Source organism: candidate division WOR-3 bacterium, from assembly GCA_039802205.1.
Taxonomy (GTDB): domain Bacteria; phylum Hydrothermota; class Tepidihabitantia; order SM23-42; family JAOAFX01; genus JAOAFX01.
Map to the genome: position 1 here is coordinate 1 of JBDRWD010000042.1, position 23,119 is coordinate 23,119.

The 23,119-nt window shown below is 42.1% G+C and carries 21 protein-coding genes; 9 read left to right on the plus strand and 12 right to left on the minus strand.

All coding sequences use genetic code 11. The annotated features are described in order from the left end of the window. Positions 1-121: 121 nt before the first annotated feature. Genes queA through ABIL39_08690 form a run of 4 tightly spaced genes read right to left on the minus strand, consistent with a single transcriptional unit; the run spans position 122 to position 5,351 of the window. Positions 122-1,135: a tRNA preQ1(34) S-adenosylmethionine ribosyltransferase-isomerase QueA gene (queA, locus tag ABIL39_08675; protein ID MEO0166196.1), complete on the minus strand. Its 1,014-nt coding sequence runs from the start codon at positions 1,133-1,135 to the stop codon at positions 122-124. 1 nt (position 1,136) lies between these two features. Then, complete coding sequence (locus ABIL39_08680) at positions 1,137-1,961, minus strand: methyltransferase domain-containing protein (protein ID MEO0166197.1); 825 nt, start codon at positions 1,959-1,961, stop codon at positions 1,137-1,139. Then, positions 1,961-4,672: a hypothetical protein gene (locus ABIL39_08685; protein MEO0166198.1), complete on the minus strand. Its 2,712-nt coding sequence runs from the start codon at positions 4,670-4,672 to the stop codon at positions 1,961-1,963. The genes ABIL39_08680 and ABIL39_08685 overlap by 1 nt, the downstream gene beginning before the upstream one ends. Then, positions 4,632-5,351, minus strand: coding sequence for a hypothetical protein (locus ABIL39_08690; protein ID MEO0166199.1), 720 nt, complete (start codon positions 5,349-5,351; stop codon positions 4,632-4,634). The genes ABIL39_08685 and ABIL39_08690 overlap by 41 nt, the downstream gene beginning before the upstream one ends. A 171-nt stretch (positions 5,352-5,522) precedes the next feature. On the opposite strand from ABIL39_08690, the gene ABIL39_08695 reads away from it, so the two are divergent. From ABIL39_08695 to ABIL39_08710, 4 genes are read left to right on the plus strand one after another with little or no spacing between them, the layout of a single operon-like run. Then, on the plus strand, positions 5,523-6,293 hold the full coding sequence (locus ABIL39_08695) for a hypothetical protein (protein ID MEO0166200.1): 771 nt from the start codon (positions 5,523-5,525) through the stop codon (positions 6,291-6,293). Positions 6,294-6,306: 13 nt separating this feature from the next. Beyond that, the gene (locus ABIL39_08700) at positions 6,307-7,182 is read left to right on the plus strand and encodes a hypothetical protein (protein ID MEO0166201.1); all 876 of its coding nucleotides are present in this window, start codon (positions 6,307-6,309) and stop codon (positions 7,180-7,182) included. A 2-nt stretch (positions 7,183-7,184) separates the two neighbouring features. Next, positions 7,185-7,817 carry a DUF4384 domain-containing protein gene (locus ABIL39_08705; GenBank protein ID MEO0166202.1) on the plus strand — a complete coding sequence of 211 codons (633 nt, stop codon included), beginning with the start codon at positions 7,185-7,187 and terminating at the stop codon, positions 7,815-7,817. Between the two features lie 43 nt (positions 7,818-7,860). Continuing rightward, entirely contained in the window at positions 7,861-8,199 is a 339-nt protein-coding gene (locus ABIL39_08710; protein MEO0166203.1) for a hypothetical protein, read from the plus strand. Positions 8,200-8,203: 4 nt separating this feature from the next. Here the strand turns inward: ABIL39_08710 and ABIL39_08715 are convergent, their stop codons facing one another. From ABIL39_08715 to ABIL39_08750, 8 genes are all read right to left on the minus strand, one after another. Beyond that, positions 8,204-8,845, minus strand: a complete 642-nt coding sequence (locus tag ABIL39_08715) for a hypothetical protein (protein MEO0166204.1) — start codon at positions 8,843-8,845, stop codon at positions 8,204-8,206. Between the two features lie 2 nt (positions 8,846-8,847). Beyond that, positions 8,848-9,540, minus strand: a complete 693-nt coding sequence (locus ABIL39_08720; protein ID MEO0166205.1) for a TIGR02253 family HAD-type hydrolase — start codon at positions 9,538-9,540, stop codon at positions 8,848-8,850. After that, entirely contained in the window at positions 9,537-10,547 is a 1,011-nt protein-coding gene (locus ABIL39_08725; GenBank protein MEO0166206.1) for an HIT domain-containing protein, read from the minus strand. The genes ABIL39_08720 and ABIL39_08725 overlap by 4 nt, the downstream gene beginning before the upstream one ends. 17 nt (positions 10,548-10,564) lie before the next feature. Continuing rightward, positions 10,565-11,281, minus strand: coding sequence for an endonuclease V (locus ABIL39_08730; GenBank protein ID MEO0166207.1), 717 nt, complete (start codon positions 11,279-11,281; stop codon positions 10,565-10,567). Then, a complete protein-coding gene (glmS, locus tag ABIL39_08735) occupies positions 11,235-13,061 on the minus strand; it encodes a glutamine--fructose-6-phosphate transaminase (isomerizing) (GenBank protein ID MEO0166208.1) in 1,827 nt (608 codons plus the stop codon). The genes ABIL39_08730 and glmS overlap by 47 nt, the downstream gene beginning before the upstream one ends. A gap of 327 nt (positions 13,062-13,388) precedes the next feature. Beyond that, positions 13,389-15,404 (minus strand): DEAD/DEAH box helicase, encoded by a 2,016-nt coding sequence (locus ABIL39_08740; GenBank protein ID MEO0166209.1) that lies wholly within the window; start codon positions 15,402-15,404, stop codon positions 13,389-13,391. Positions 15,405-15,945: 541 nt separating this feature from the next. Then, positions 15,946-16,389 (minus strand): Hsp20/alpha crystallin family protein, encoded by a 444-nt coding sequence (locus tag ABIL39_08745; protein ID MEO0166210.1) that lies wholly within the window; start codon positions 16,387-16,389, stop codon positions 15,946-15,948. Positions 16,390-16,462: 73 nt separating this feature from the next. Further along, positions 16,463-17,713 (minus strand): adenylosuccinate synthase, encoded by a 1,251-nt coding sequence (locus ABIL39_08750; GenBank protein ID MEO0166211.1) that lies wholly within the window; start codon positions 17,711-17,713, stop codon positions 16,463-16,465. Positions 17,714-17,973: 260 nt separating this feature from the next. On the opposite strand from ABIL39_08750, the gene ABIL39_08755 reads away from it, so the two are divergent. The 5 genes from ABIL39_08755 to leuB all read left to right on the plus strand — a co-directional run bounded on the left by ABIL39_08755 (position 17,974) and on the right by leuB (position 22,727). Then, on the plus strand, positions 17,974-18,243 hold the full coding sequence (locus tag ABIL39_08755; GenBank protein ID MEO0166212.1) for a hypothetical protein: 270 nt from the start codon (positions 17,974-17,976) through the stop codon (positions 18,241-18,243). A 62-nt stretch (positions 18,244-18,305) separates the two neighbouring features. Next, positions 18,306-19,898: a 2-isopropylmalate synthase gene (locus ABIL39_08760; GenBank protein MEO0166213.1), complete on the plus strand. Its 1,593-nt coding sequence runs from the start codon at positions 18,306-18,308 to the stop codon at positions 19,896-19,898. Continuing rightward, positions 19,858-21,126, plus strand: coding sequence for a 3-isopropylmalate dehydratase large subunit (gene leuC / locus ABIL39_08765; protein MEO0166214.1), 1,269 nt, complete (start codon positions 19,858-19,860; stop codon positions 21,124-21,126). The genes ABIL39_08760 and leuC overlap by 41 nt, the downstream gene beginning before the upstream one ends. Before the next feature lie 11 nt (positions 21,127-21,137). Continuing rightward, positions 21,138-21,635 (plus strand): 3-isopropylmalate dehydratase small subunit, encoded by a 498-nt coding sequence (locus ABIL39_08770; protein MEO0166215.1) that lies wholly within the window; start codon positions 21,138-21,140, stop codon positions 21,633-21,635. After that, on the plus strand, positions 21,636-22,727 hold the full coding sequence (leuB, locus tag ABIL39_08775) for a 3-isopropylmalate dehydrogenase (protein MEO0166216.1): 1,092 nt from the start codon (positions 21,636-21,638) through the stop codon (positions 22,725-22,727). It abuts the gene before it with no gap. Positions 22,728-23,119: the final 392 nt, after the last annotated feature.

Below are 23,119 nucleotides of genomic sequence, written 5' to 3' on the forward strand. Positions count from 1 at the left end.
TGGGTAAGATTTTATTTTGATGAAAGACGGAGACAAATCCATTTTTATCACCCCCACCTTAATCCTCCCCCATCAAAGGGGGAGGAAAAAGTGAGGAGTACTCAGCCCGGTGATTAAATTCTTAAAGTATCAGCATCGCGTCTCCGTAAGATAAAAAGCGATAGCGGTTATTGATCGCCTCCTGATACGCCCTAAATATCAAATCTCTTCCCGCAAAGGCACAGACAAGAAGTAAAGGTGTAGAACAGGGAAGATGAAAATTTGTAACCAAACAGTCAATAACTTTAAATTTAAATCCCGGATAAATAAATAAATCAACCTCACCTGTGAACGGAATGACTCTCTTTCTGTTATTCTTGTTTTGACAAGCAACATATTCCAGCGCCCGGGTCACCGATGTGCCGACGCCGATAATCCGTCTTCCCGCATTGATTAATTCCGCACTTATTTCTGAAATCTCAACATACTCAGGATCCATGAGATGTTCCTCAACATTTTCAGTACGTATCGGTTTAAATGTTCCCGGACCAATATGGAGAGTGATGGTGGTCACTATCACTCCTTTTTCTTTAATCTTCTCTAAGAGTTCAGGTGTAAAGTGGAGCCCAGCCGTGGGTGCAGCAACTGAGCCAACTTTCTGAGCATAAACCGTCTGATATTCGGTTTCATCAATTTTTTCCGGTTCTCTTCTGATATAGTGAGGCAGCGGCACCCGTCCAAGTTTTTCAAGGACTCCAACAACTGGTTTATTGAATTCCAGATAGTATTTGCCTTGTTTGCGGGCACGTACCCGAGCAAATATTTCCGCGGGAAAGATAATTTTTACATTTTCTTTGATACGCCGCCCCGGATTGATGAGAGCGAGGCATTCATTGTCTTGGTAGGTAATAACTAAGATTTCCAGTTGGGCACCCGTTTCTTTTTTACCCAAAATCCGGGCTTTGAAAACCTTTGTATCATTCAGAACCAAAACATCTCCGGCTGATAGATACTCGGTTATTTCATAAAAATGGCGGTGAATAATTTTGCCACTGTTTCGGTTGAGAATCAATAACCTTGCTGCAGCCCGGTTTTCCAAAGGATACTGGGCGATTAAATCTTCAGGTAACTGATAGAAAAAATCTTGCAGTTTCATCTCACTCCGGTTTTCGGGCTAAAACATATGCACGTCTGCCTTCTTTAAAAAATTTTTTTATAAACCAACTCAGTCCAATTGTATCCAAAATATAAAAGGTGTTAAGTTCAATCCGATTAACCAATCCCATAAAAAAGATATTGAGCCGGGAACAGGGGAAAAATCGCTCCGCAAGACCCTCGTAAAAACGGTTGAGCAAGGTAAAGGGTTTAACCCAACCGCGGGTTTCAAATTCAAAACTCCCATATTCCACCACTTCAAAACCGGCATTCTCCAATAACGATTTCAACTCTTCTGGTTTGTAGGCGGTATGTAGGTAATATTCCCCTTCAACACCTTCCTTAATACCAAAACTTTTGAGGATTCCAATCTTGGTAAAAACTGGACGCTTTCGGGAATAAGAAGGGGTGGTCACCAATACCGTGCCGTTGGTTTTTAAGACCTTCGTTAGTTCTTTCAAAAAATCGTCCACCCGAGGAAGATGTTCAATCACCTCAATCGCCAGGGCGTTGTCAATTGAATTGGGTTTTAAAAATCTTAAATTCATCAAATCTCCCTGAATGAAATTGATATCGGGATAGAGATTCTTACCCTTTTTTAGCAGTGCGAATGCAATGTCCACGCCGATCACCATGCCTCGCTTCCACTCAGCCGCAAGCCGGCCGATATTACAACCACAATCAAGGAGATTCCCGGGCGGGAGTTGAGCGATTTTTCGGGTTACCCATTTTTTTCTCATTATTCCGCTCAAACTGGAATAGGTGAATTTATCTTCCGGATATAACTCACCGGCACGTTCATAGAATTCCCGATATCGTTCCACCATCAGAACCTTATCTTCGCCTGCAGTTTTAAATTGTGAATTATTTCCGCTCCAAAATGGTACTGGAGTCGATAGACCAAACTGAATATTGTATTATTCCCGATACCGATGGTGCTGCTCAAAGTACCCACACTCGTCGGTCCTGGTGGTTCATTCACACTGAATAAATAGGGGACATCTTCAATATTGTATTGGCGATACAAAAACTCCACTGTTGTCTCTACACGACCTTGACGCCTAATTGGCAATCCGATGAGCAAACCCAATTTCGGTGTTTGTGATACCACCATCAGACCCGGGAAAAAATCGGAAAAGGCTTTGCTATATTTGTAGCCGGTAAAGGGCTTAATCTGTGGTCTTTCTCTAATTTCTAAATCAATCTCCGTTTCGTAATCAATACGTCTCGCCTTTAAAAACTCACCCCACTCTTCGCTTTGATAATTAGTGGCGAAATAATTATTGAGTTTCTTATACATTGGATTTATAGAAAAAAAGTATTGACGGAGAATAACCATTTCCAGGGCATAGCGTCCGTCTCTTACAAAATCTTCTTTCAAGTTTATTTCCAGTTGCTCATCATCTTTTTGGAAATTTAGGGTGAGGTCCTCAACTCGATTATAAAAATTTTTCTCATCGGTATAATATAGCCGTAACCGGCTATCAAACATATCCGTAGCGAATGCCGGTTCCAGATTACATTTACGAGATACCACTCGCTGAAATTCAGGCAGCAAGATTATCTGTTTGATGTAGTCCCCCCCTTCTTTGGGAATGTAGGTACGAGTTATCGGATCATAGACATAATTCCCTTTGCCCGGAGCCACTTTTATATAGACCTCATCTTTTTTCTGGATATAGCGCTGGGATTGTTCAACTTCTCCGTTGATACGAAAATTCTTAAGATACATACTCATATTTACATTCCCAAAAAGCAAAGTTGTATCATTGAAGTCACGCACTCCTAAAGACATATTAAGCGGCCGGGTTAACAATTCCATCCGGGTGAGGAAGGCACGTGTAGCACGGCACCGTTCATAACTTCCCGAAATGCCGATGGTTTTTTCTCCAAAAAGGGTATAGTATAACCCATAATCAGTAAAATGTTCTGCTTCTTGATACAAATATTGGGAATAGACCGTCCACCGACCTGTTTTCTCTCTCATGCCTGCCATATATTTATTTAACGTATCAATCTCTTCATACCCAACATAAAGAAAAAAAGGTCTGAGATAAATCGACCTTTTCTGGTGAGTACGGTTCAAAACCCCATAACCCAGTTCTAAAGCCAAATCCTTGACCAGTGCAATCCCCGTCTGCACCTGGAATAATTCATGGAGAATTTCTACACTCTGCCACTCATAATAATGATTTACCACCTGACGACCCTTTGGTTGATAAAGTTTCGGGGCATAATCAATATATCTGCTGCTCACTGAAAAAATACCCCATTTTTTTGATAAATTTAATTCATAACCATATTGCTGATTGTCTTCATCATCACGGGATGAAAATCGGTTCTGGTCTACTCGAGAGGTATAAAAAGAGAGTGAAATTGCTGACGCATAGTCCAATCCCAAGGCGTAAAATTGATTATCTCGGGGCAAGGGGATAAATTTTTCCGGGGTATAATTTCCCATTCCGGGACCTCGATAAACAAATCCTTTTAGTGACGCGTCATATACATACTCTCCATTGTTTTCTCCAACATAGAAAAAAGAAACCCGGTAATTCCCTTCACCTTCGCCGACATAGACAAAATGCCCATCTACCAAATCGTAGTTGCCCGAGGTTGAAGTATCAGCGTAGATATGTCTGACCCAGGCACTATCGCCACATATCTTCAAACTTTCCAACTCGGATGGAGTTAAACGAAATCCTAAAGGATTGGAATAATCATCAAGGCTCCGATGAAAAAGCCCATTAAACTGCAATTCCCCAATCCGATACTGACCATCAAATTCCTGATAGATATTCGGATAATTCTCCACTGCTTCCTGATATTCCACGATGATATGGCTATTCCGAGTGATGATATTTTTATTGGTGAAATTTAATATTCCCTGTTCATAATCAATCTCATAATCCATATTCACCACAAGTAGCTTCGCTGGGTGAAGTTGATCCGAAAGATGCACCTTCTCTGAACCATAAACCACTCTACCACCGAGAAAATAAGGTCCTTGTTTACATTCTTCACCCGTAAATTCTACACGGCGATATTGACCCCGTTTGAGGGCATAGGAAAAATTGATGTTGTTTTCTTTTTGGGCTACACCCAAACGGATTCCGCTTATCTCATCAGCTACACCGAAGGGCAGTATTAAATTCAAATCGCCAATCCCACCGTAAAAATTTTTTGTCCAAGCTTCCAGCCGCATCTTCTCAATCTCCGATATGCGGCGTGTGGGAATATCCGCGCCTTTATCAGCAAGTGTCCCTTTCACCTGAACACCTTCAACCTCGCCGGTTACATACAACTTCAAACCCTGGTTGAATCCTTCATCAATACTGAATGAAAACTCTTTTACACCACTGATTTTTAATGCGCTCGAATAACTACTTTCTCCTTCCGCCGCCACCGGAGTAAATAACCTCTCGGACGATAGTTCACTGTCCACTTCTACTGGAGAGTAATTGTAGTATACAGAGTCAAACCAGAAGGCAGTGTCTAAATCAGAAATCAGCTTTCCGATAAATATAAAGAGTATCACCATACTGGTTCAAGGCATAGAGATTTTCGTCATCCAATATTAAATCAATTACGGAATGACAAAGTTCAATCGTCTTCCACGCTTTGCCCTTTACAAAAATTATCCTCTCTCCTGGGGTGAAAAGATAGATTTTTTCTCTTCCCATAATTCTTTGACTCCTTGCGGGCACAAGGAATTTTTCGAGTTCATTTCCATATTCATCAAGCACAATGACCTCGCGGCGCGTCAAAAGATAAATCTTCTGTTCAAAATAATCAATGTCCAACACTGGTAAATTTTTCTTCACCAGACGGGTTTTAAAGTCCGAATCTAAAAAAATAATCGCTTTATTCCTGCGCTCAGCCAGAACCAACTCCTCACTGCTCGTCAAGGTGAAAGCAATAATATCGCCGGGATAAACTCTCCCTCTAAGATTAGAAATTAAAAATTGCCGGTATAAACCATCACGAAGTATTAAGTAAAGCACAAAAGGTGTTAATTTAAACCCCCTCACGGGCTGCGTGTTATCATCACTTACAGGTATCTCCCCAACGATTCTACCCTCTTCCACCTTAACGACTGTCCGGCCATTTTCCTGTAGTAAAAATAATTCACCAGCGCAGATATCAAGCGCCCGACATTTCACTGGCAAGGGCAAAATAGATGAAGGTTCCAAACCCACCAGGAGTAGATACAACCACATCGATTAAGGATATATGAAATATGCCTTTTGTCAATCAGCAGGATTCTGTCGTCCACCTATTCTTTTTTGTGCACCACGAACAAATTTTGTGCAGTCTTCCCAAAAAAGATAAGAAATTTCAAAAGATTTTTCGGGCACGAAATTTGCCATTAATAAAGGTAGAGGTGTCCGATGAAAAATACTAAAAAGATCTTTCAATTTGCCCTGGTCCTTACCGGGCTTCTCCTCTCCCCTTGCTGTGATGAAGAGTCAGACCATGAACCTCCAGCCGTGCCCAGAGGGTTAACTTCAACAACCGGGGACGGAGAAGTGCTTTTGACCTGGTACCATAATACCGAACCTGATCTCGCCGGCTACCGAATCTACCGTGGTCCGGCGCCCGAGGGTCCTTATTATCTTGTGGGCGAAACCAATCTCGATTATTTTTTGGATGAGGGGTTGATTAACGGGGTCACTTACTTTTATGCGATCTCGGCTTTTGACATCCATAATAACGAGAGCGAACTCTCTTATGAAACAGTCTATGACACACCCCGACCTGAGGGGTTCGATCAGAAATTGTTTGATTATACCAGATACCCTGAGTATGCGGGCTGGGACTTCAGCAGTTACTCGGTCGTCCCTTATAACCATCCCTACTGTGATTTCTATTTCGGCTATGATGAATACCTTGGGACTTACTATTTCTTCATCCGTCGGCCCGGAGGTCTTATCCAAGATATGGGCTATACATCTTCTTTTGATGAAATTGGGTATGCACCCAGGGATGGCTGGTCACCCACTGGAATGGTGGAAGCCATCACGGGTCATACCTATGTGCTCTGGACCTGGGATAACCATTTTGCAAAGATAAGGGTTACCGCAATAAGGTCTGGGTATGTAATATTTGATTGGGCATACCAGATCGATCCCGGTAACCCGGAATTGGTGAGAAAAAAATAACAAGGAGGTCAAAATGAAACGCTTAATTTTACTCACCTTAGCCACCATCCCCCTTTTTGCCTTTAGCGTGAACTTCATCTATTGTGATTATGATGAGGATGAAGCCTACTGGTGTGATGAATATTGGGGTCCTGATCCATACTGGTGTGACGGTTACTGGGTCTATTATCCCCATGGTTACTACTGCGTCTACTATGTCTGGTATCATCCGTGGTGGTGGGATTGGTATTGGTGGCGTTGTCATTGGTGCCACCACTTTGATTGGCATTTCTTCTGTGCCGGGTTTTATATCGTCTGGTACGAAGACGGTCACTGGTGGTGGCGGCCAAGATACGGACGCTGGGTGAGGTATAAATTACCCTATGGTTATGCTGAATTCCGCGCTCGGGCAAAAGCCTACGGGGTTGATCTTCCAGAAAAACCACCGCGCACAATCGAACTACCTTACAAAGAAAAAGAAATCCTGCGTTTGACAAAGGAAAAAGACCCCCAACTCTATGCCCGGATTGAAAAAGAGTATAAGTCCGGGAATCTGGAACGCATGAGAAAGGCATACGAAACTAAGGTAAGAACCGAGATCGCACAAAAGAACGAAGAATACCGAAAAATTAGAATGCAAAAAGATTTTGAACCTGAGGGGCGGAGCGATAAAAATTCTCCCGAACGAATCATCCGCAAAAGAAACGAGGTATCCCCTTATCAACCGGAATCCGAAACTGACCAGCCCAAGATTTTCAGAAAGTCTCCACCCCCCAGTTTCTCTCCAGAATACGAAGATTACCACAGGCCAGAAGATACTCACAGACCGATTCGTAATCTCCCGCCCTTTAATCCGGATAAAGAAAAAAGGAATGAGCGAAAAAATAAAGTAGAAAAGATTCGGAGATAACCATGTTTTCCGCAATCCTTGCATTTTTCATATTAGGAAGCATTTTCTCTGATACCACCAATGAGATAAATGTAACGGTTTGGCTTGACCGGGATGATTATAGTTTTGCTCCTGGAGAAAGATTAAAAATCTACTTCCAGACCGATGATGACTGTTATGTGGCGGTTTATAATATTGATGCAGGGGGAAGGGAAAATCTCCTCTTCCCCCTGCCGGGGGAAAGCGGTCAAGTACAGAAGGGAAAGATTTACGAACTGCCTCCGCCGGAGGCGGATTATGACTACCAGATAACTGGTCCGGAAGGGATAGAAAAAATAATTGTTCTGGCTGCTAAGGAGAGACTACCATCTCTGGCTGATAGCGAAGCCATCAAAAAAGAAATTGAGTTAGTGATTGAAGAACCCGAACCCGCCAAGCTCCGGATCCTCTCTATGCCCCCACGGTGTAAAATCTACATCACCGAAGTGGAGTCAGGGATAAAAAAATATATCGGCCGCACTCCCCGGACAATCGTCCTCAGTCCCGGTGAATATCTCGTAGAAATAAAAAAATGGGGTTATCAGACCATCAAAAGAAGAATAAGACTTGAACCAAATGAAAGAAGAAGAATCTATGTCCATTTATCGCCATGGTAAACTTGACACCAAAGAATTTTTGGTTATGATTTAAGGAGGCAATATGAAAAAGATTTCTTTAATTCTCGCCTTCTTCTTTACCCTTACCTGGGCAATCCAGCCGGTGCCGAGGGGAGATAAAACCCATCCGGAAGCAACGATGAAAATGAAAAGTGCTGGGGAAGAACCCCAAGGATCAACAATCCAGAAAATTGAGAAACAGAACAAAGAACTTAATACTGCTCACGATGACCACTTTATTGATACCGACTCGAATAATGTGAATGACCAGCGGGAAGAAGATCTGCTCAAGATTAAACAACTAAAAAACAAATTTAAAGATCTATTTAAAAAAGGGAAAGAAGTTAAACCGCCTCGGAAATCCGGCCACCCAACTAATTAGAGCACTATCCGCCATACTGGTATACCTTCAGAGTAATATAGTTTTTGCCCGTGGCATCCATGTATTTAACAAAACGATATGGATAAGATTTTTCTACATAGAAGTAAAAGTTTTTTCGAGTAAATACCACGCGCGGGGTCAAAAGAATTTTCCAACACACGAACTCACCTTGAGATGTCGTGATATGTTCTTCACCAATCACTTCGATATCGGCATTGATAATCATAAATTCTGGAACATTCACTCTTATCCGCTTTTTGAAACCCTGATGATACTCAAATCCCCGCAGAACAAAATCAAGGGTATGACGGTCATAGACAGGTTCGGATTCGTAGTAATAATTTTTCCGTCCTCGGTAGTTAACTTCAATCCGGTGATTTTTTTTAACACTTAACTCCCATCTCCCTTTTATTATTTTATTCAAATAAAGCGTCTGGAAATTAAAAGTATCAAGCACCGCTTCAATTATGCGGTCGGACTTATAAACTACCCAGTATCCCACACTATCTTTCCGTGAAGTAATTTCAATAGTGCCATATTTCTCATTTTCCTTAGTTTCATAAACAATGTATTCTTGTTCTGGCAATCTTCGGTATAAAGCAGGCGATTCAGCGATCAACCAGCTGGCAAAGAACAATAAATCCATTATTAAGTCGGGTTTTCTTTGAGCAGATTATCCACAATATCCAGCAGTTGGATAATATCATCAATTTCATAGTCGGCACCGGAATTTTTGGTACCGAATGTATCGCCATAGCGGGCAAAAACTGTTTTCATGCCCAAGACCTTTGCCCCCACGATATCCCGCTCCGCCCAATCCCCCACCATTATCGCTTCCTCCGGTTTTATATTCAAACGCTCTAAGGTTATCCGGAAAGGTGCGGGATCTGGTTTTCGTTTATAGGTATCTTCAAATGTCACCACTACATCAAAAAGGTGGTGAAGGTTCAATTGGCACAGTCTCAACCAGGCCTGAAGTTTCGGGGCATCGGTTACAACCGCCAACCTCATACCCCGTTTTATCAATTCAATCAAAGTGATATAGACATGGGGATATAAGACCAATGTCGCCTCCCTTGCCCGGCGGTATCCAACGATGCCTGCTGCATGGATTCTGGGTTCAATGTAACCGAATTCCCGCATAAGGAATTTATCAAACACGGTCTGGTCTTCAATCCCCACTTCTTTATAAATCTCAAAGATCTTTTGTTTTGCAGTATTTTTGTCCATTTTTAACCCGGCATCAATCATGGCACTTACGGCTGATTCTACTGCTGCTTCCTTCATCGCCATAAAGTCAACAAGGGTATTATCCAGATCAAAAACAATGCCTTTGATCATAGGTGCATCCTGATGAGTTTTGCAGACTTCTCCGGGCTGTAGCGATTTATATAAAATCCGGTCCCCAGTTCAAAACCGGTGGTGCGGAAAATCCTCGGTATTATCTCCATATGCCAATGAAAATCCTGTTCAATCGTCTTCCAGTAATCAGGACGAGGTAAAAGGTTGGGGCTATCCGTGAGAATCAGATTATACGGAGGATTATTGAAACCCCTGCCAATCGCAGAGAAGATCTTTTTCAAGACGTAGGCGAGGTCCGACAGTTCCGATTTATCAATGAGTTTATAGGAAAAGGTGTGTCTTTTCGGTATCACCATCACCTCGCCTGGAAACCGGGAGGCATAAGGGGCAAAGACGACGAATTTTTCCGTTTGTAAAATAAGCCTCTCCCCCATCTCTATTTCTTGGAAGATGATATCACAAAATAGACACCGTTCCTTATAACGGTAGTATTCGTATGCTCCATTCAACTTTTGTTTAACCCGATTAGGAGTAGCAGGTAAGGCGATCAGATCGGAATGTACATGGCTGATCGTCGAAGCTCCAGCCAGCCGTCCGTAATTTTTAAAAATCAAAACATACCTTATCCTTTGATCCTTATGTAGATCCTCAATCCGAAAACGATATGTATCAAGAACCAGGGCAATCTGTTCCGGTTCGAGATCTGCAATATTGGTGACATGGCGGGGAGACTCAATGATCACTTCGTTCGCACCGGTACCGGTCACCATATCGTAAACCCCCACCCCAAATTTTTCGAGTGCACCCTCCACCTTCAAAATGGGATTCTTATTCGGCACGACCCGGACTCTCCAGCCTGGAGAATTTGGAGGGGTGCCATCCCGTATGGCATAAATCTCTTTTGGAGTACTACCTTCATTACCTTCACAAAACGGACAGGGGCCATCGGTGGTGGAGACATCGGCTGAAACATTAGGTATTTCATCGTTATCGGTATCAATTATTACCCAAGTATCCGTGACAATATCTCTTCGTACCTCAGACATACAAATCTCCTTTGTCTTTAAAATGATAAAGAAGATTTAATTTTTTGTACATAGGGTACTCCTTTTATCTTCTCGGCGAAAATATGGGCAAGCCTTGTGGGCTCAGGAATACGGAAACGGGAGGTATTAAGGACATAATTTATACAATCCAGGAAATCAACCCGGTGTCCTGGTGAGACAAAAACTGGTCTTACCCCATCCCGGGTGCGTAAAACAACACCGATTATCTGTCCATCATCCAAGAGAAATTTCCAATCCCCTCTTTTTCTACCAGGCATAACAAATTCACCAAACAAATGGGATTTGGCACACCCAATTACCGGCTTATCGAGGATTACGCCAAGATGGGTTGCGATACCACACCTTCGGGGATGGGCAATCCCTTGCCCATCAATAAATATAAGATCGGGTCTGTGTTTTAATTTGTGATAGGCTTTTAAAATCACTGGCATTTCACGGAATGCCAAAAAATTTGGAATATAAGGCAAGGGTGCCTTATCTGCCGCCCATGTGGTCTCTATTAACTCCAATTGTGGATAAGTGAGAATCACTATTCCAGCAATCAATATCTGCTCTTTATTAGCCACATCTATGCCCGCAATCAATTCCGGCTGTGGACACCGGCAGATTAACATTTTCTTGCTAATGCGGTTTTGAATCTTGATAAGCTGATCCAGCCTGCAGGGATTATTCAACGGTGACACTCTTGGCAAGATTTCGCGGCCGATCCACATCAAGCCCTTTGAAAGTAGCAATGAAATAGGCAAGTAGCTGTAAAGGAATTACTGCCAGGATGGGCGAGATAAATTCGATGCAGGGTGGAATTTCAATGACATGTTTGCTTATGGCACTTGTTGGCTGATCCCCTTCGGTGACCACGCTAATTACTTGTCCCCGACGGGCAACCACCTCTTCAATATTGCTGTACATCTTCTCATAGACACTGGATTGCGGATTGATACACACTACCGGCATATTTTCATCAATCAAGGCAATCGGACCATGTTTCATCTCTCCAGCAGCATAACCCGTGGCGTGTATATAAGATATTTCTTTTAATTTCAGAGCTCCCTCCAGGGCGGTCGGATAGTTTATCCCCCGACCCAGAAATAAAAAATCCCGGGCATTATAATAATTCAAAGCAATCTTTCTAATCTCATCCTGCTTTTCTAATATCTCTTCAACCTGCCGTGGTATCTTTTTTATCTCCTCCAGATGGAAACGGACATCTTCATCTTTCAAAAACCCCCTTAATCTACCCAGATAAAGACTGAACAGGTAGAGATTTAATATTTCTGCGGTGTAGGCCTTGGTGGAAGCGACACCGATCTCGGGACCGGCCATGATTGGAATATTACCATCCGACTCCCGGTAAATACTTGAATGAGGCACATTCACCAAAGAAAGCACCTTCAAAAATCTCGCCTTTGCTTCTCTTAGACCCGCGATGGTATCCGCCGTCTCACCGGATTGACTGATCGCCATCACCATGGTATTACCGTCAAGGACAGTATCCCGGTAACGAAATTCACTCGAAATATCAACTTCCGTGCTGACCCGGGCAAACCGCTCAATCAAGTATTTACCCACCACCCCGGCATGCCAGGATGTTCCACAGGCCTGGATATAGATTCGTGAGACCTTTAAAAAGTCTTTTTCAGTAAAATTGACCTCTGCACCCAGGCTTATCATATCTCCGATTATCCGTTCCTGAACAATCCGGGAGAGAACCTGGGGTTGTTCAAAGATTTCTTTAAGCATGAAATGGGGATAATTGCCTTTTTCAATATCCGTAATTCGGATGGTTACCTTCCGGGGCTGGATCGCTACCTCTTCGCCCTTAAAGCTTTTTATCATGTACTTCTGGGGTGCAATCATTGCTACTGTATCATTGGGCATGTCAATTATTTTGTCAAATATCGTAATCACACCAGAAACATCGCTCGCCAGGGCAGCTTCATCTTTGTTGATACTTAAAACCAATGGAGCATCATGCCGGGCACAGACGATACATTCCGGTTCTCGGGTGTAAATCACCGCAAAAGCAAAATTCCCCTTAAGCTTTGAAACAACCTGCAAGACTGCATCAAACAAGGTGGCTTTCAAATTTTCCTCAATTAGATGAACGATCACTTCCGAATCGGTATAGGAGCGGAATAGATGTCCCCTTTTCTCCAGTTCTTCTTTTAATAGGTGATAATTTTCTATTATTCCATTAACCACCAAGGCAAGTTCTTCGTTACAATCAACGAGAGGATGGGTATTCTCTTCATGAGGGCTCCCATGGGTTGCCCAACGGGTATGGCCGATACCGATGTTTCCACTCACCGGTGCCCTTTTAAGTAATTCCTGGAGTTCACTCAATTTTCCAGGAACCTTGCGAATTAACAACTCTTCATTATTTATCACCGCAATACCACTGGAATCATATCCCCGATATTCAAGCCTCCACAATCCATTTAAAAGAACACTCGTAATATCCCGGGGACCAATATATCCAACAATCCCACACATTATAGAACATTATATAAATATTTTTAGATTTGTCAAGCAAGGCTTAGGCTGAGTCCTCTCCATTTTTTCTCAAATTATTCTTATGCCGCTGGATTATTAGAGGTAGCCGCACCCTTCAGGGTGCGAAATACTTTGGGTTTTAAAAACATTTATCCTCAGGCTAAAGCCTGCGTCTACCATTTTACCGGTTACCAGCCGAGAGAAAATCGCTAAATTGTTGCTCTACAAAAGTGCTAAATCATTGATTACCTTACAAATCTTGTCCATGATTTTTATCATTCCTTCATAAAAATATGGAGAGGGCTCAGAGGTTCAGGCATGGATTTATTACTTCTGACTGATAAACTCCAATATCCTTCGGAAATCGTTAGCAGAAACTTCTACGAGCTCTATCCCAGCAAGAAATTCCTGAAAGCCGATAATATCAAGATCTAAAAAATGGTCTTCCACCTGCAATTCGGAAGGCAGGTCATAAAAGAACGCTCCACTGCCCAGTGCATCCTCAAGCTGCACAATGTTTTCCGCAATGACCTTTTTTATTGAAGAAATTGCTGGGATCGGAAATTTACCTTCGGTAACTTGAAAATTTGATAGAGTGAGAACCTTCCCCTCAATATCCCAAACTTCAAAGCCTTCTTTGGTTAAAGATGCTGCGACCAAGAAACCATAAAGGGAGCCGAAGAAATGAAGAATATAGGTGTTTTTGCCCTCGTAGCAAAAAGGAAATTCTTCGGGTTTCAATGCTGGGAAGAATCTTTGTTTTAGCAGGACGGAAAGTAAATAATTATAATTACCCGCGCCCTTTCCTTCAAATATCTTTGAAAATTCGGGTCCATCCTCGATACAACGGGCAAAAACCCGGCGTTCTTTTTCTTTAACCTCAACCTTTTCCCAGTATCTACCTCCCAAGATAAACTTTTCCCGTAAATAATAGATTCGTCCCACCGGTGTCCCGGTGCTGGTATCCAAAACCTCATATTCGCCGAACGATTTTTCCGCAATGTTGGAGTGAATCTTACCATAGGCTATCTTGTTCTCAAGTCGTTCACTGAGAAAGTAAATCCCGGTTCGAAACTCTTTTATATTCCCTTCATTCACTAATTGTTTGAAGACCTCCCTCACCACTGTTTCACCATAAAGCGGACGAAATAACTCAATAAGACTTTTTAATGTCGTCCCGATCCGCCGTCGTTGATAAAGATAAGAATAAATCTGCTGTGGAATGATTGAAAGAGATGGTTGATATCTTTTTTCATAGAGTTCGCCCCGGCGCGCACAATCAAAGAATGTCTCAAAAAGGATTTTTTCCCAATTATTTGTATAAATACCAAGTGCAAAGAGTTTGTCGGTCCGACGATTTCCTCGACCAATTCTTTGAAGAAGTGAGGAGATACTATGGGGAGGGCGATAAAGAATTATCGCATCGAGATCACCTATATCAATCCCCAACTCTAAGGTGGAGGTCGCCAGGAGTATTGCCCGGTCCGATTCATTCATGAATCTCTCTATCTCTTCCCGTTGGCTGCGCGGCAGACTCGCGTGGTGGACAAAGACCCGATCCTCAAATGGTGGTATCCGGAATTTCTGAGAAAAACCCTCTGCTAAACTCCGGGCATTGAAGAAAATTAGAATTTTTTTAAGCTGTCTTATCTGCACAATTTTAAAGATCTCTCTTACCCAATTCCGTGCTGGAATCAACAGATACTCAATCTCCCGAGGTGCACGAAGAAAACAGACTTGAGGAGAATCAAAATATCTTTTACCAATATCTAAATCATCAATCGTTGCGGATAATGCACTATATTGTGGGGTAATATTAAATTTCTCCAGTATTTTACGCAATCGGATCAATAGTACCCTCAACTGATCACCCCTTGGGGTGTTGTCAAGAAGATGGATCTCATCAAGAATGACCGCAAAGAGGTTGAGAAAGATTTTGGGCGCGCGAGCAAGGAGTGAATCAAATGACTCCGGAGTAGTTAAAAGAATATTGGGAAAATCCTTTTTTCCGATTACCGGATGGTCACCGGTCTTCCGACCCAGCGTGAGATTCAATGAATTAATGGGCTCTTCAAGGCGACGAAACAGATCATTGACCAAGGCACGGGTGGGTGTGATATATAAAACCTTCATGCCCCTGACTTCTTTTTTCAGAAGATTCTCCACAATCGGTGCAATCACGGCCTCGGTCTTACCACTCGCCGCAGGTGAGATCACCACCACATTCTCTCCCCTTAGAATATGTGGTATGGTCAATTCCTGGATAGGAGTGAAAGAACCAAATCGACTAAAGAAAGGCTTCCAGGTTCTTTCTAATGCCTCTTTGATCAGTTGTGGTTCCATCACTGCTATTTTAGACAAACAAACTTTTTTCTCAGCCGGCTATTGATTTTCAAAAATATACTCCGTTAATAAAAGGTATAGAAATTCGGATAATCGAGCGGGCATTAGCTATTAGGTGTAACTTTTTAAGGATTCCACGGCATCTACAGTGCGCAGGAGTAACATTAAAAATTAAAAGGTTACCCATATCTCCTAATATAGGCTCTAAGAACATTATTCTTCACGCGTTAAATTATATTGACAGTAGCGCGAGTGTCAACAATGATTTTTTCTAAGATTTATCCGCAGGCTAAAGCCTGCGCCTACCATTTTACCGGTTACCAGCCGAGGGAAAATCGCTAAATTATTGATTACCCTTACAAATCTTGCCCAGGAGTTTCATCGTTCTCTCACAAGACATAAAAAATATGGAGAGGACTCAGTGATTTTTAAGTCAAAATCATCTAAGATTAATGGATCTTACCGCACAAAATATTGAACATGCGGTAAAAATTATTCAATCGTTTAATAAAAAGGGGCGGCAATCGCCGCCCCGGATTTTTTACTTAACTTCGACTTCAATCTCTTTCGTTTTGGCCGTTTCAGGCTTTGGTAAGGTTATGGTCAATACTCCATCTTTGTAGGTCGCCTTAACCTTCTCCGCTTCCACCGCGTACGGTAGATTGATGGTGCGGCAGAACTTTCCGTAGTACCGTTCAATCCGATGGTATTTCTTATCCTTGGTCTCGGATTCCTTCTTCCGCTCACCGGAGATGGAGAGAACATCGCCTTCCACTGTCACTTTCAGGTCTTCCTTGTTGACACCCGGAATCTCTGCCCGCACCTCAATATTGCCGTCGTTCTCGGCAATATCGATTGCCGGCATCCAGGTGCGCATTTCGGGGTTAAAGAATCTTCTGACCAGTGAATCATACCAGCGATCAAACTCATCCTCTAACCTTACCAAATCCTGAAATGGCTCCCAAAGTTTGAGGGTGCTCTTCATATTCATCACCTCCTTTTTGTGTTTCCACTTTTTAGACAATAGAATTGATTAAAGGTTAAATCAGGGGGTGGGATTAAATCCTTTTTATTACCGCATCATTTCCCGCACCGACTGAAATATACGAAACTTTTAAACCGGTGTAATGCTCAATGAGTTTTATATACTCCTTTGCCTCCGCAGGCAATTCATCAAATGATTTAACATGAGAAATATCTTTTTTAAACCCGGGAATCTCTTCATAAACCGGTTCCAATTCCTCGGCATAAAAAGGATCGAATTCCCGGGCATTAGCATAACCTACTGCAATCTTTAAGGTTTCAAAATACGACAGCACATCAAGTTTGGTCAAAAATAATTCCTGAGCATTCGTCAGGCGTGCGGCATATCTAACAACCAATGTATCAAAAGCACCACAGCGCCGTGGTCGACCAGTGGTGGCACCATATTCATTGCCGAATCTTCTCAAGTTCTCGCCAAACTCGCTTTTGTCTTCGGTAGGAAACGGACCCATTCCCACCCGTGTTGTGTATGCCTTTGCCACACCAATTACACGGTCAATACGCATAGGTGCACCGGCAACCCCAACGAATAGTCCACCGGTGATGGTATGAGAAGAAGTAACAAAGGGATAGGTACCAAAATTTACATCGAGAAGTGCTCCCTGGGCACCTTCGAAAAGAATTTTCTTATTCTCAAGGACCGCCTGGTTTAAAAACTCAAGGTCATTCACCACAAATGGTTTGAGCTTGTAGGCATATTCAAAACATTTTTCAATTATCTCATTATCCGAGAGCGGTTCGGCATGGAATATTTCCATTAATATTAAATTTTTGCGCGAGATATTTACCCGCAGTTTTTTTTCCAGCGTTTCCGGGTTATAGAGATCTCCAAGGCGGATGCCGATACGGGCATATTTATCTTCATATGCCATGCCGATTCCTTTTTTGGTAGTACCGATACCATGGGTGGTCTCCTCTTTTATTTTATCGAGCATAATATGATACGGAAATATCAAGTGACAAAACCGGGATATCTTTATTCTTGTTTCAATTCCTGGATCAAATTTTTTAATTTCGCTTAATTCTTCAAAAAAAATTGCGGGATCAAAAACACACCCGGCACCGATAAATCCGGTTACATTTTTGTTCAAAACCCCGCTTGGAATCTGGTGAAAAACATATTTATTATTATCACGCCATACCGTATGCCCCGCATTCGGTCCACCCTGGAATCTAATATTGATATCAAATTCTTTTGCCAGATAATCAACGACCTTACCTTTTCCTTCGTCACCCCACTGGAGCCCAACAACTGCTGCAATCATACCAGATAATAATATCCAACAATCCCTAAAAGTCAAGTTCAGTGCTAAAGTAATTAAAAATGATTCTTGACATCGAAAAGATTTTGAATATAATTGTTCCATGCAAAAATACTTTATTGAGATTGCCATCTGCAAAATCGTTTTGGTTATTCTTATAGCCTTAAGGAGGTTGGGCCTTATGGCGGTCTGAGCAATTTTTAATGACCAATAAGGCCCACCAACCCGGTGGGCTTTTTTATTTTAAAAAAGGAGGTGCAATAATGAATAACCAAGAAAGCAAGCAATATGATGATATGGAAGACCGCTTCACTCCTGAAGGAATACCGGTCACAGCACCTGTTTATGTTGGGATGAAGGGCTTTAGCTTCCCGGATTACAGCACCCTGTTTGAGGAAAACAACCCCAGGAAAGTCATTAATTACAAAAACCAGGTATCCGCCATCAGTACAAGCGAAAATGAAGGTTTGATACTGAATTCGAGCTTGGTGGTCATAATCCTTATCTTATCCATGGGTCTTTCCTGGCTCTGAGTATCTTCAGAGGCAGACGAAAGACCCACCAGAAAAGGTGGGTCTTTTTTTTAGAAAATCAAATGGTTAATAAAAAGGAGGTAATTGTAATGAATGAGAGGATATTAATATTTGATACCACATTACGCGATGGTGAACAGGCACCAGGATTCAGCATGAATGTAGCAGAAAAATTAAGGGTTGCCAGACAACTTGAAAGATTGAGGGTGGATATAATTGAAGCCGGATTTCCGATTGCGTCCGAAGGCGATTTTAATGCGGTGAAAAGGATTGCTCAGGAATTAAAAACAGTAACGATTGCGGCTCTGGCACGGGCGAATGAAACTGATATTCGGTGTGCTGCCAAGGCTTTAGAAAAAGCACGCTTCCCCCGCCTCCACATCTTTATCGCCACATCCGATATACACCTTGAGAAAAAACTTAAGATGTCCCGGCGACAGGTGATTGATACTGTAGGAAAGACGATCGAATTCGCCCGCAAATATATTGATGACATTGAATTCTCCGCCGAAGATGCAACGAGGAGCGAATGGGAATTTTTAAAAGAGGTTTATTCGGTTGCAATCAAGTCTGGGGCATCAACTATAAACATACCCGATACTGTAGGATATGCCGTTCCTGAGGAATTTGCGCGCCTCATCTCGTATCTAAAGTCGAATGTAGAAAATATTGAAAATGTTGTCATCAGTGTCCATTGTCACAATGATCTCGGCATGGCAGTTGCCAATTCTCTTGCCGCAATTAAAAGTGGTGCCCGTCAAGTTGAGTGTACTATTAATGGAATCGGCGAAAGGGCAGGCAACGCGTCGCTTGAGGAGGTCGCCATGAATATTAAAACAAGAAAAGATTTTTACAGAATTCAATGTAATGTAGAAACAAAATTTCTTTATCCAACAAGTCGTCTCATCAGACACATAACAGGAATTCCTGTTCAGCCTAATAAGGCAATCGTCGGTGATAATGCATTTGCCCATGAGGCAGGAATCCACCAGGATGGTGTTCTAAAGGATCGCAGGACTTATGAAATCATGACCCCGAAGAAAGTGGGATTTCCAACGAGCATCTTCGTTCTTGGCAAACATTCAGGTAGGCATGCATTGAAAGAACGATTAAAAGTACTTGGTTATGAACTGCCAACCGAAGAATTTGAAAAGACCTTCGTTGCGTTTAAGAATCTTGCGGATAAGAAAAAGATTGTGTATGATGAAGATCTGGAAGCAATCGTCCTCGACGAAGTCTTTAATATCCCCCGCAAATATAGATTGCATAGTGTCAATATCTCCTGCGGAACGAATGTAGTACCAACCGCAACTGTTGAGATGAAGATTGATAATAAATTAATAAAAAAATCCTGTTCGGGTAATGGACCAGTCGATGCTGTTTATAGAACGATTGCATCCATCACCAAGATTAAAACCAACCTCATAAAATTCTCAGTCCAATCATTGACCCCAGAGACCGATGCCATGGGTGAAGTAACGGTTTATCTAAAGGCACACGGGATGACCGTAACCGGCCGTGGCGCGCATACCGATATCGTAGTTGCTAGTGCCAAGGCTTATGTTGATGCCTTAAATAAAATTGCATTTAAAAAGGAAAATAAATGGAGGGACGATGGGCATGACCATCACCGAAAAGATAATTGCCGCACATAGCCGAAGAAAAAAAGTATCACCAGGGGAATTCGTGATGGCAAAGGTGGATCTGGTTCTGGCGAATGATATTACCGCGCCCCTAACAATCAAAGAATTCTATGCGGCAAAAGCAAAAAAAATATTTAACCGGAATAAGATTGTGTTTGTCCTTGACCACTATGTCCCGAATAAAGATATCAATTCAGCAGAAAATTGCCGATTGATAAGGGAGTTCGCTCAAAAATACAGAATAACAAATCTATTTGAAGGATGTAATGGAGGAGTTGAACATGCCCTTTTACCGGAAAAAGGACTTATAAAACCTGGTACTTTAATCATCGGCGCGGATAGCCATACCTGTACCTATGGTGCACTCGGCGCCTTTGCAACCGGGGTGGGAAGTACTGATGTTGCGGGGGTTATGCTCACCGGCGAAATCTGGTTAAAGGTTCCCGAAACAATGCGCATAATATTTTACGGTAAAAAAAGGCGGTGGGTCTATGGGAAAGACCTGATTTTAAAAATTATCGGCGATATCGGTGTTGATGGTGCACATTATAAGACAATTGACTTTTCCGGTGAAACCATTGAAAACCTCTCTATGCCCGAACGTTTTACAATCTGTAATATGGTCATTGAATCCGGGGCAAAGAATGGTATCATTGCAGCCGATGAAATTACCAGAACATATCTGAAAAAAGTATGCCGAAGGACACCAATATACTATAAAAATGACCCTGATGCACACTTCTGCAGAGTACTGGAATATGATGTATCAAAAATCGACCCGCTCGTCGCCCTTCCCCATTCTCCCCAGAATGTCCAGAGTGTTTATGAACTTAATCGGATCTATGTTGACCAGGTTGTAGTCGGTTCCTGCACCAACGGTTGGTTTGAGGACCTGAGGATTGTAGCAAAAATATTGAAAGGGAAAAAGGTAAATAAAAATGTTAGATTGCTTATCTTCCCAGCAACCTATCAGATATACAAAAAGGCACTCTCAGAGGGACTGATTCAAATCTTTATTGATGCCGGTGCGGTTGTCTGCCCTCCTACCTGTGGTCCCTGTCTTGGTGGGCATCTTGGTATCCTTGCTAAAGGTGAACGGGCTGTATCAACGACCAACCGAAATTTTATTGGCAGGATGGGCCATCCAGAGAGCGAAGTTTACCTTTCCAATCCCGCAATTGCAGCATCCTCGGCAGTTCTGGGCTGGATTGGACCACCCGAGGAAATTGGTTTGAAATAAAAGGAGGAAGTATGAAAATTCAAGGAAAGGTCTGGAAATTCGGTAATGATATTGATACCGATGTGATTATCCCAGCACGGTATCTCAGCATATCTGACCCCAAAATCCTTGCCCAACACTGTATGGAGCCAATCAGACCACATTTCTCAAATTTCGTGAAAAATGGTGATATAATAGTTGCGGGAGAGAATTTTGGCTGTGGCTCATCAAGGGAACATGCTCCGTTGGCAATAAAGGGATGTGGTATTTCGGTTGTCATTGCAAAATCATTTGCCCGGATATTCTTCAGGAATGCTCTCAATATCGGGTTATGGGTCTTTGAAATGCCGGAACTGTATAACTTAGTTGAAGAAGGAGATACAATTGTTATTGACCTGAAAAAAGGGTTCATTGAGCATTGCATTACAAAAAAAAGATATCCTACACCTCAATATCCAGCGTTCCTCCAGCAGATAATAAACTCGGGCGGTCTCATCTCTTATCTTTTAAAAAACATTGGAGAAAAATAAATGAAAAAGAGGTTGTATCGAATTCTTTTATTGCCTGGCGATGGAATTGGACCTGAGATAATGGCAGAAGCAGTAAAAATAATAGATGCTGTATCACATGCGGGTATAAACATTGAGATTGATACTGATTTAATCGGCGGTGCTGCCATTGAAAAATACGGTATGCCCATCACTGAAACGACAATAAAAAAAGCCAAAAGATGCGATGCAGTTCTTCTTGGTGCGGTTGGTGGTCGGAAGTGGGATTCGCTATCCTATAACTTAAGACCAGAACAGGGTTTGCTCCTATTGAGAAAATCGCTCAAACTCTTTGCAAACCTGAGACCGGTGAAAACCTTGAGGCCACTTCTTAATATTTCACCCTTAAAGAGTGAAATTGTAAACGGCGTTGATTTTATAATCGTCCGTGAATTGACCAGTGGTATCTATTTCGGTAAACCAAGAGGGATAAAATCCACACCACGCGGTGAAAAGGGATACAACACTGAAGTGTATTATCAACATGAAATAGAACGGATTGCTCATATTGCCTTTCAATTAGCACAAAAGCGCCGTAAAAAAGTCACCTCCGTGGACAAGGCGAATGTCCTTGAATCCTCTATTTTGTGGCGAAAGGTCGTAAATGAGGTCCATAAAGAATATCCTGATGTTGAACTCAATCATCTTTATGTTGACAATTGTGCAATGCAAATAATTAAGGACCCGAAGCAGTTTGATATCATACTTACAAATAATATCTTTGGTGATATTCTTAGTGATGAATCAGCAATGATCACCGGTTCTATTGGTATGTTACCTTCAGCGAGCCTTGGCAGAAGCGTTGGACTGTATGAACCGGTCCATGGCAGTGCTCCCGATATCGCCGGCAGGAATATCGCCAACCCCTGTGGAATAATCCTTTCCCTCGCCCTCTTATTCAGATATTCTTTAAATTACCCGCAGGTAGCCCAGGTTATTGAAGAAGCGGTGGAGAGAGTCATCGCAGCAAACTACCGGACCAAAGATATTGCTGGAAAAAATTCCAGAATATTGAACACATCGGAGATAGGGGACTGCATAAAAGAAGAAGTAGCCAAAAAACTTACTCCTTAAAAGGGAGAATAACTACTCTGGGTCCCAGACCAAATAATCTCTTTTGCCGATTATAACCTTTATCCTAATTCTATCAATAATACCTGAATTCTCGCTCAATATCAAATCAATATCCGCTTGTTCCCGCCGAAATATCCGTTACCATTTATAATATACTTAAGACATAGTAACGAAGCTAAAAGAATGCCGGTTAAATTCTGAATATCAGCACCCCTGACATTATTCAGGTAAAATAGAGCCAGCCTCCTCACCAGGTACTAAAATGCCGTTACAATTAAAAATAAAATTACCTGCAAAGAGGAAGTTGAATACAAAAATACAACAGACGAATTTACTTACTAATAAATTATAACAATTAGAATTGCAATGTCAAGTCTATCTGAGTACTCCTC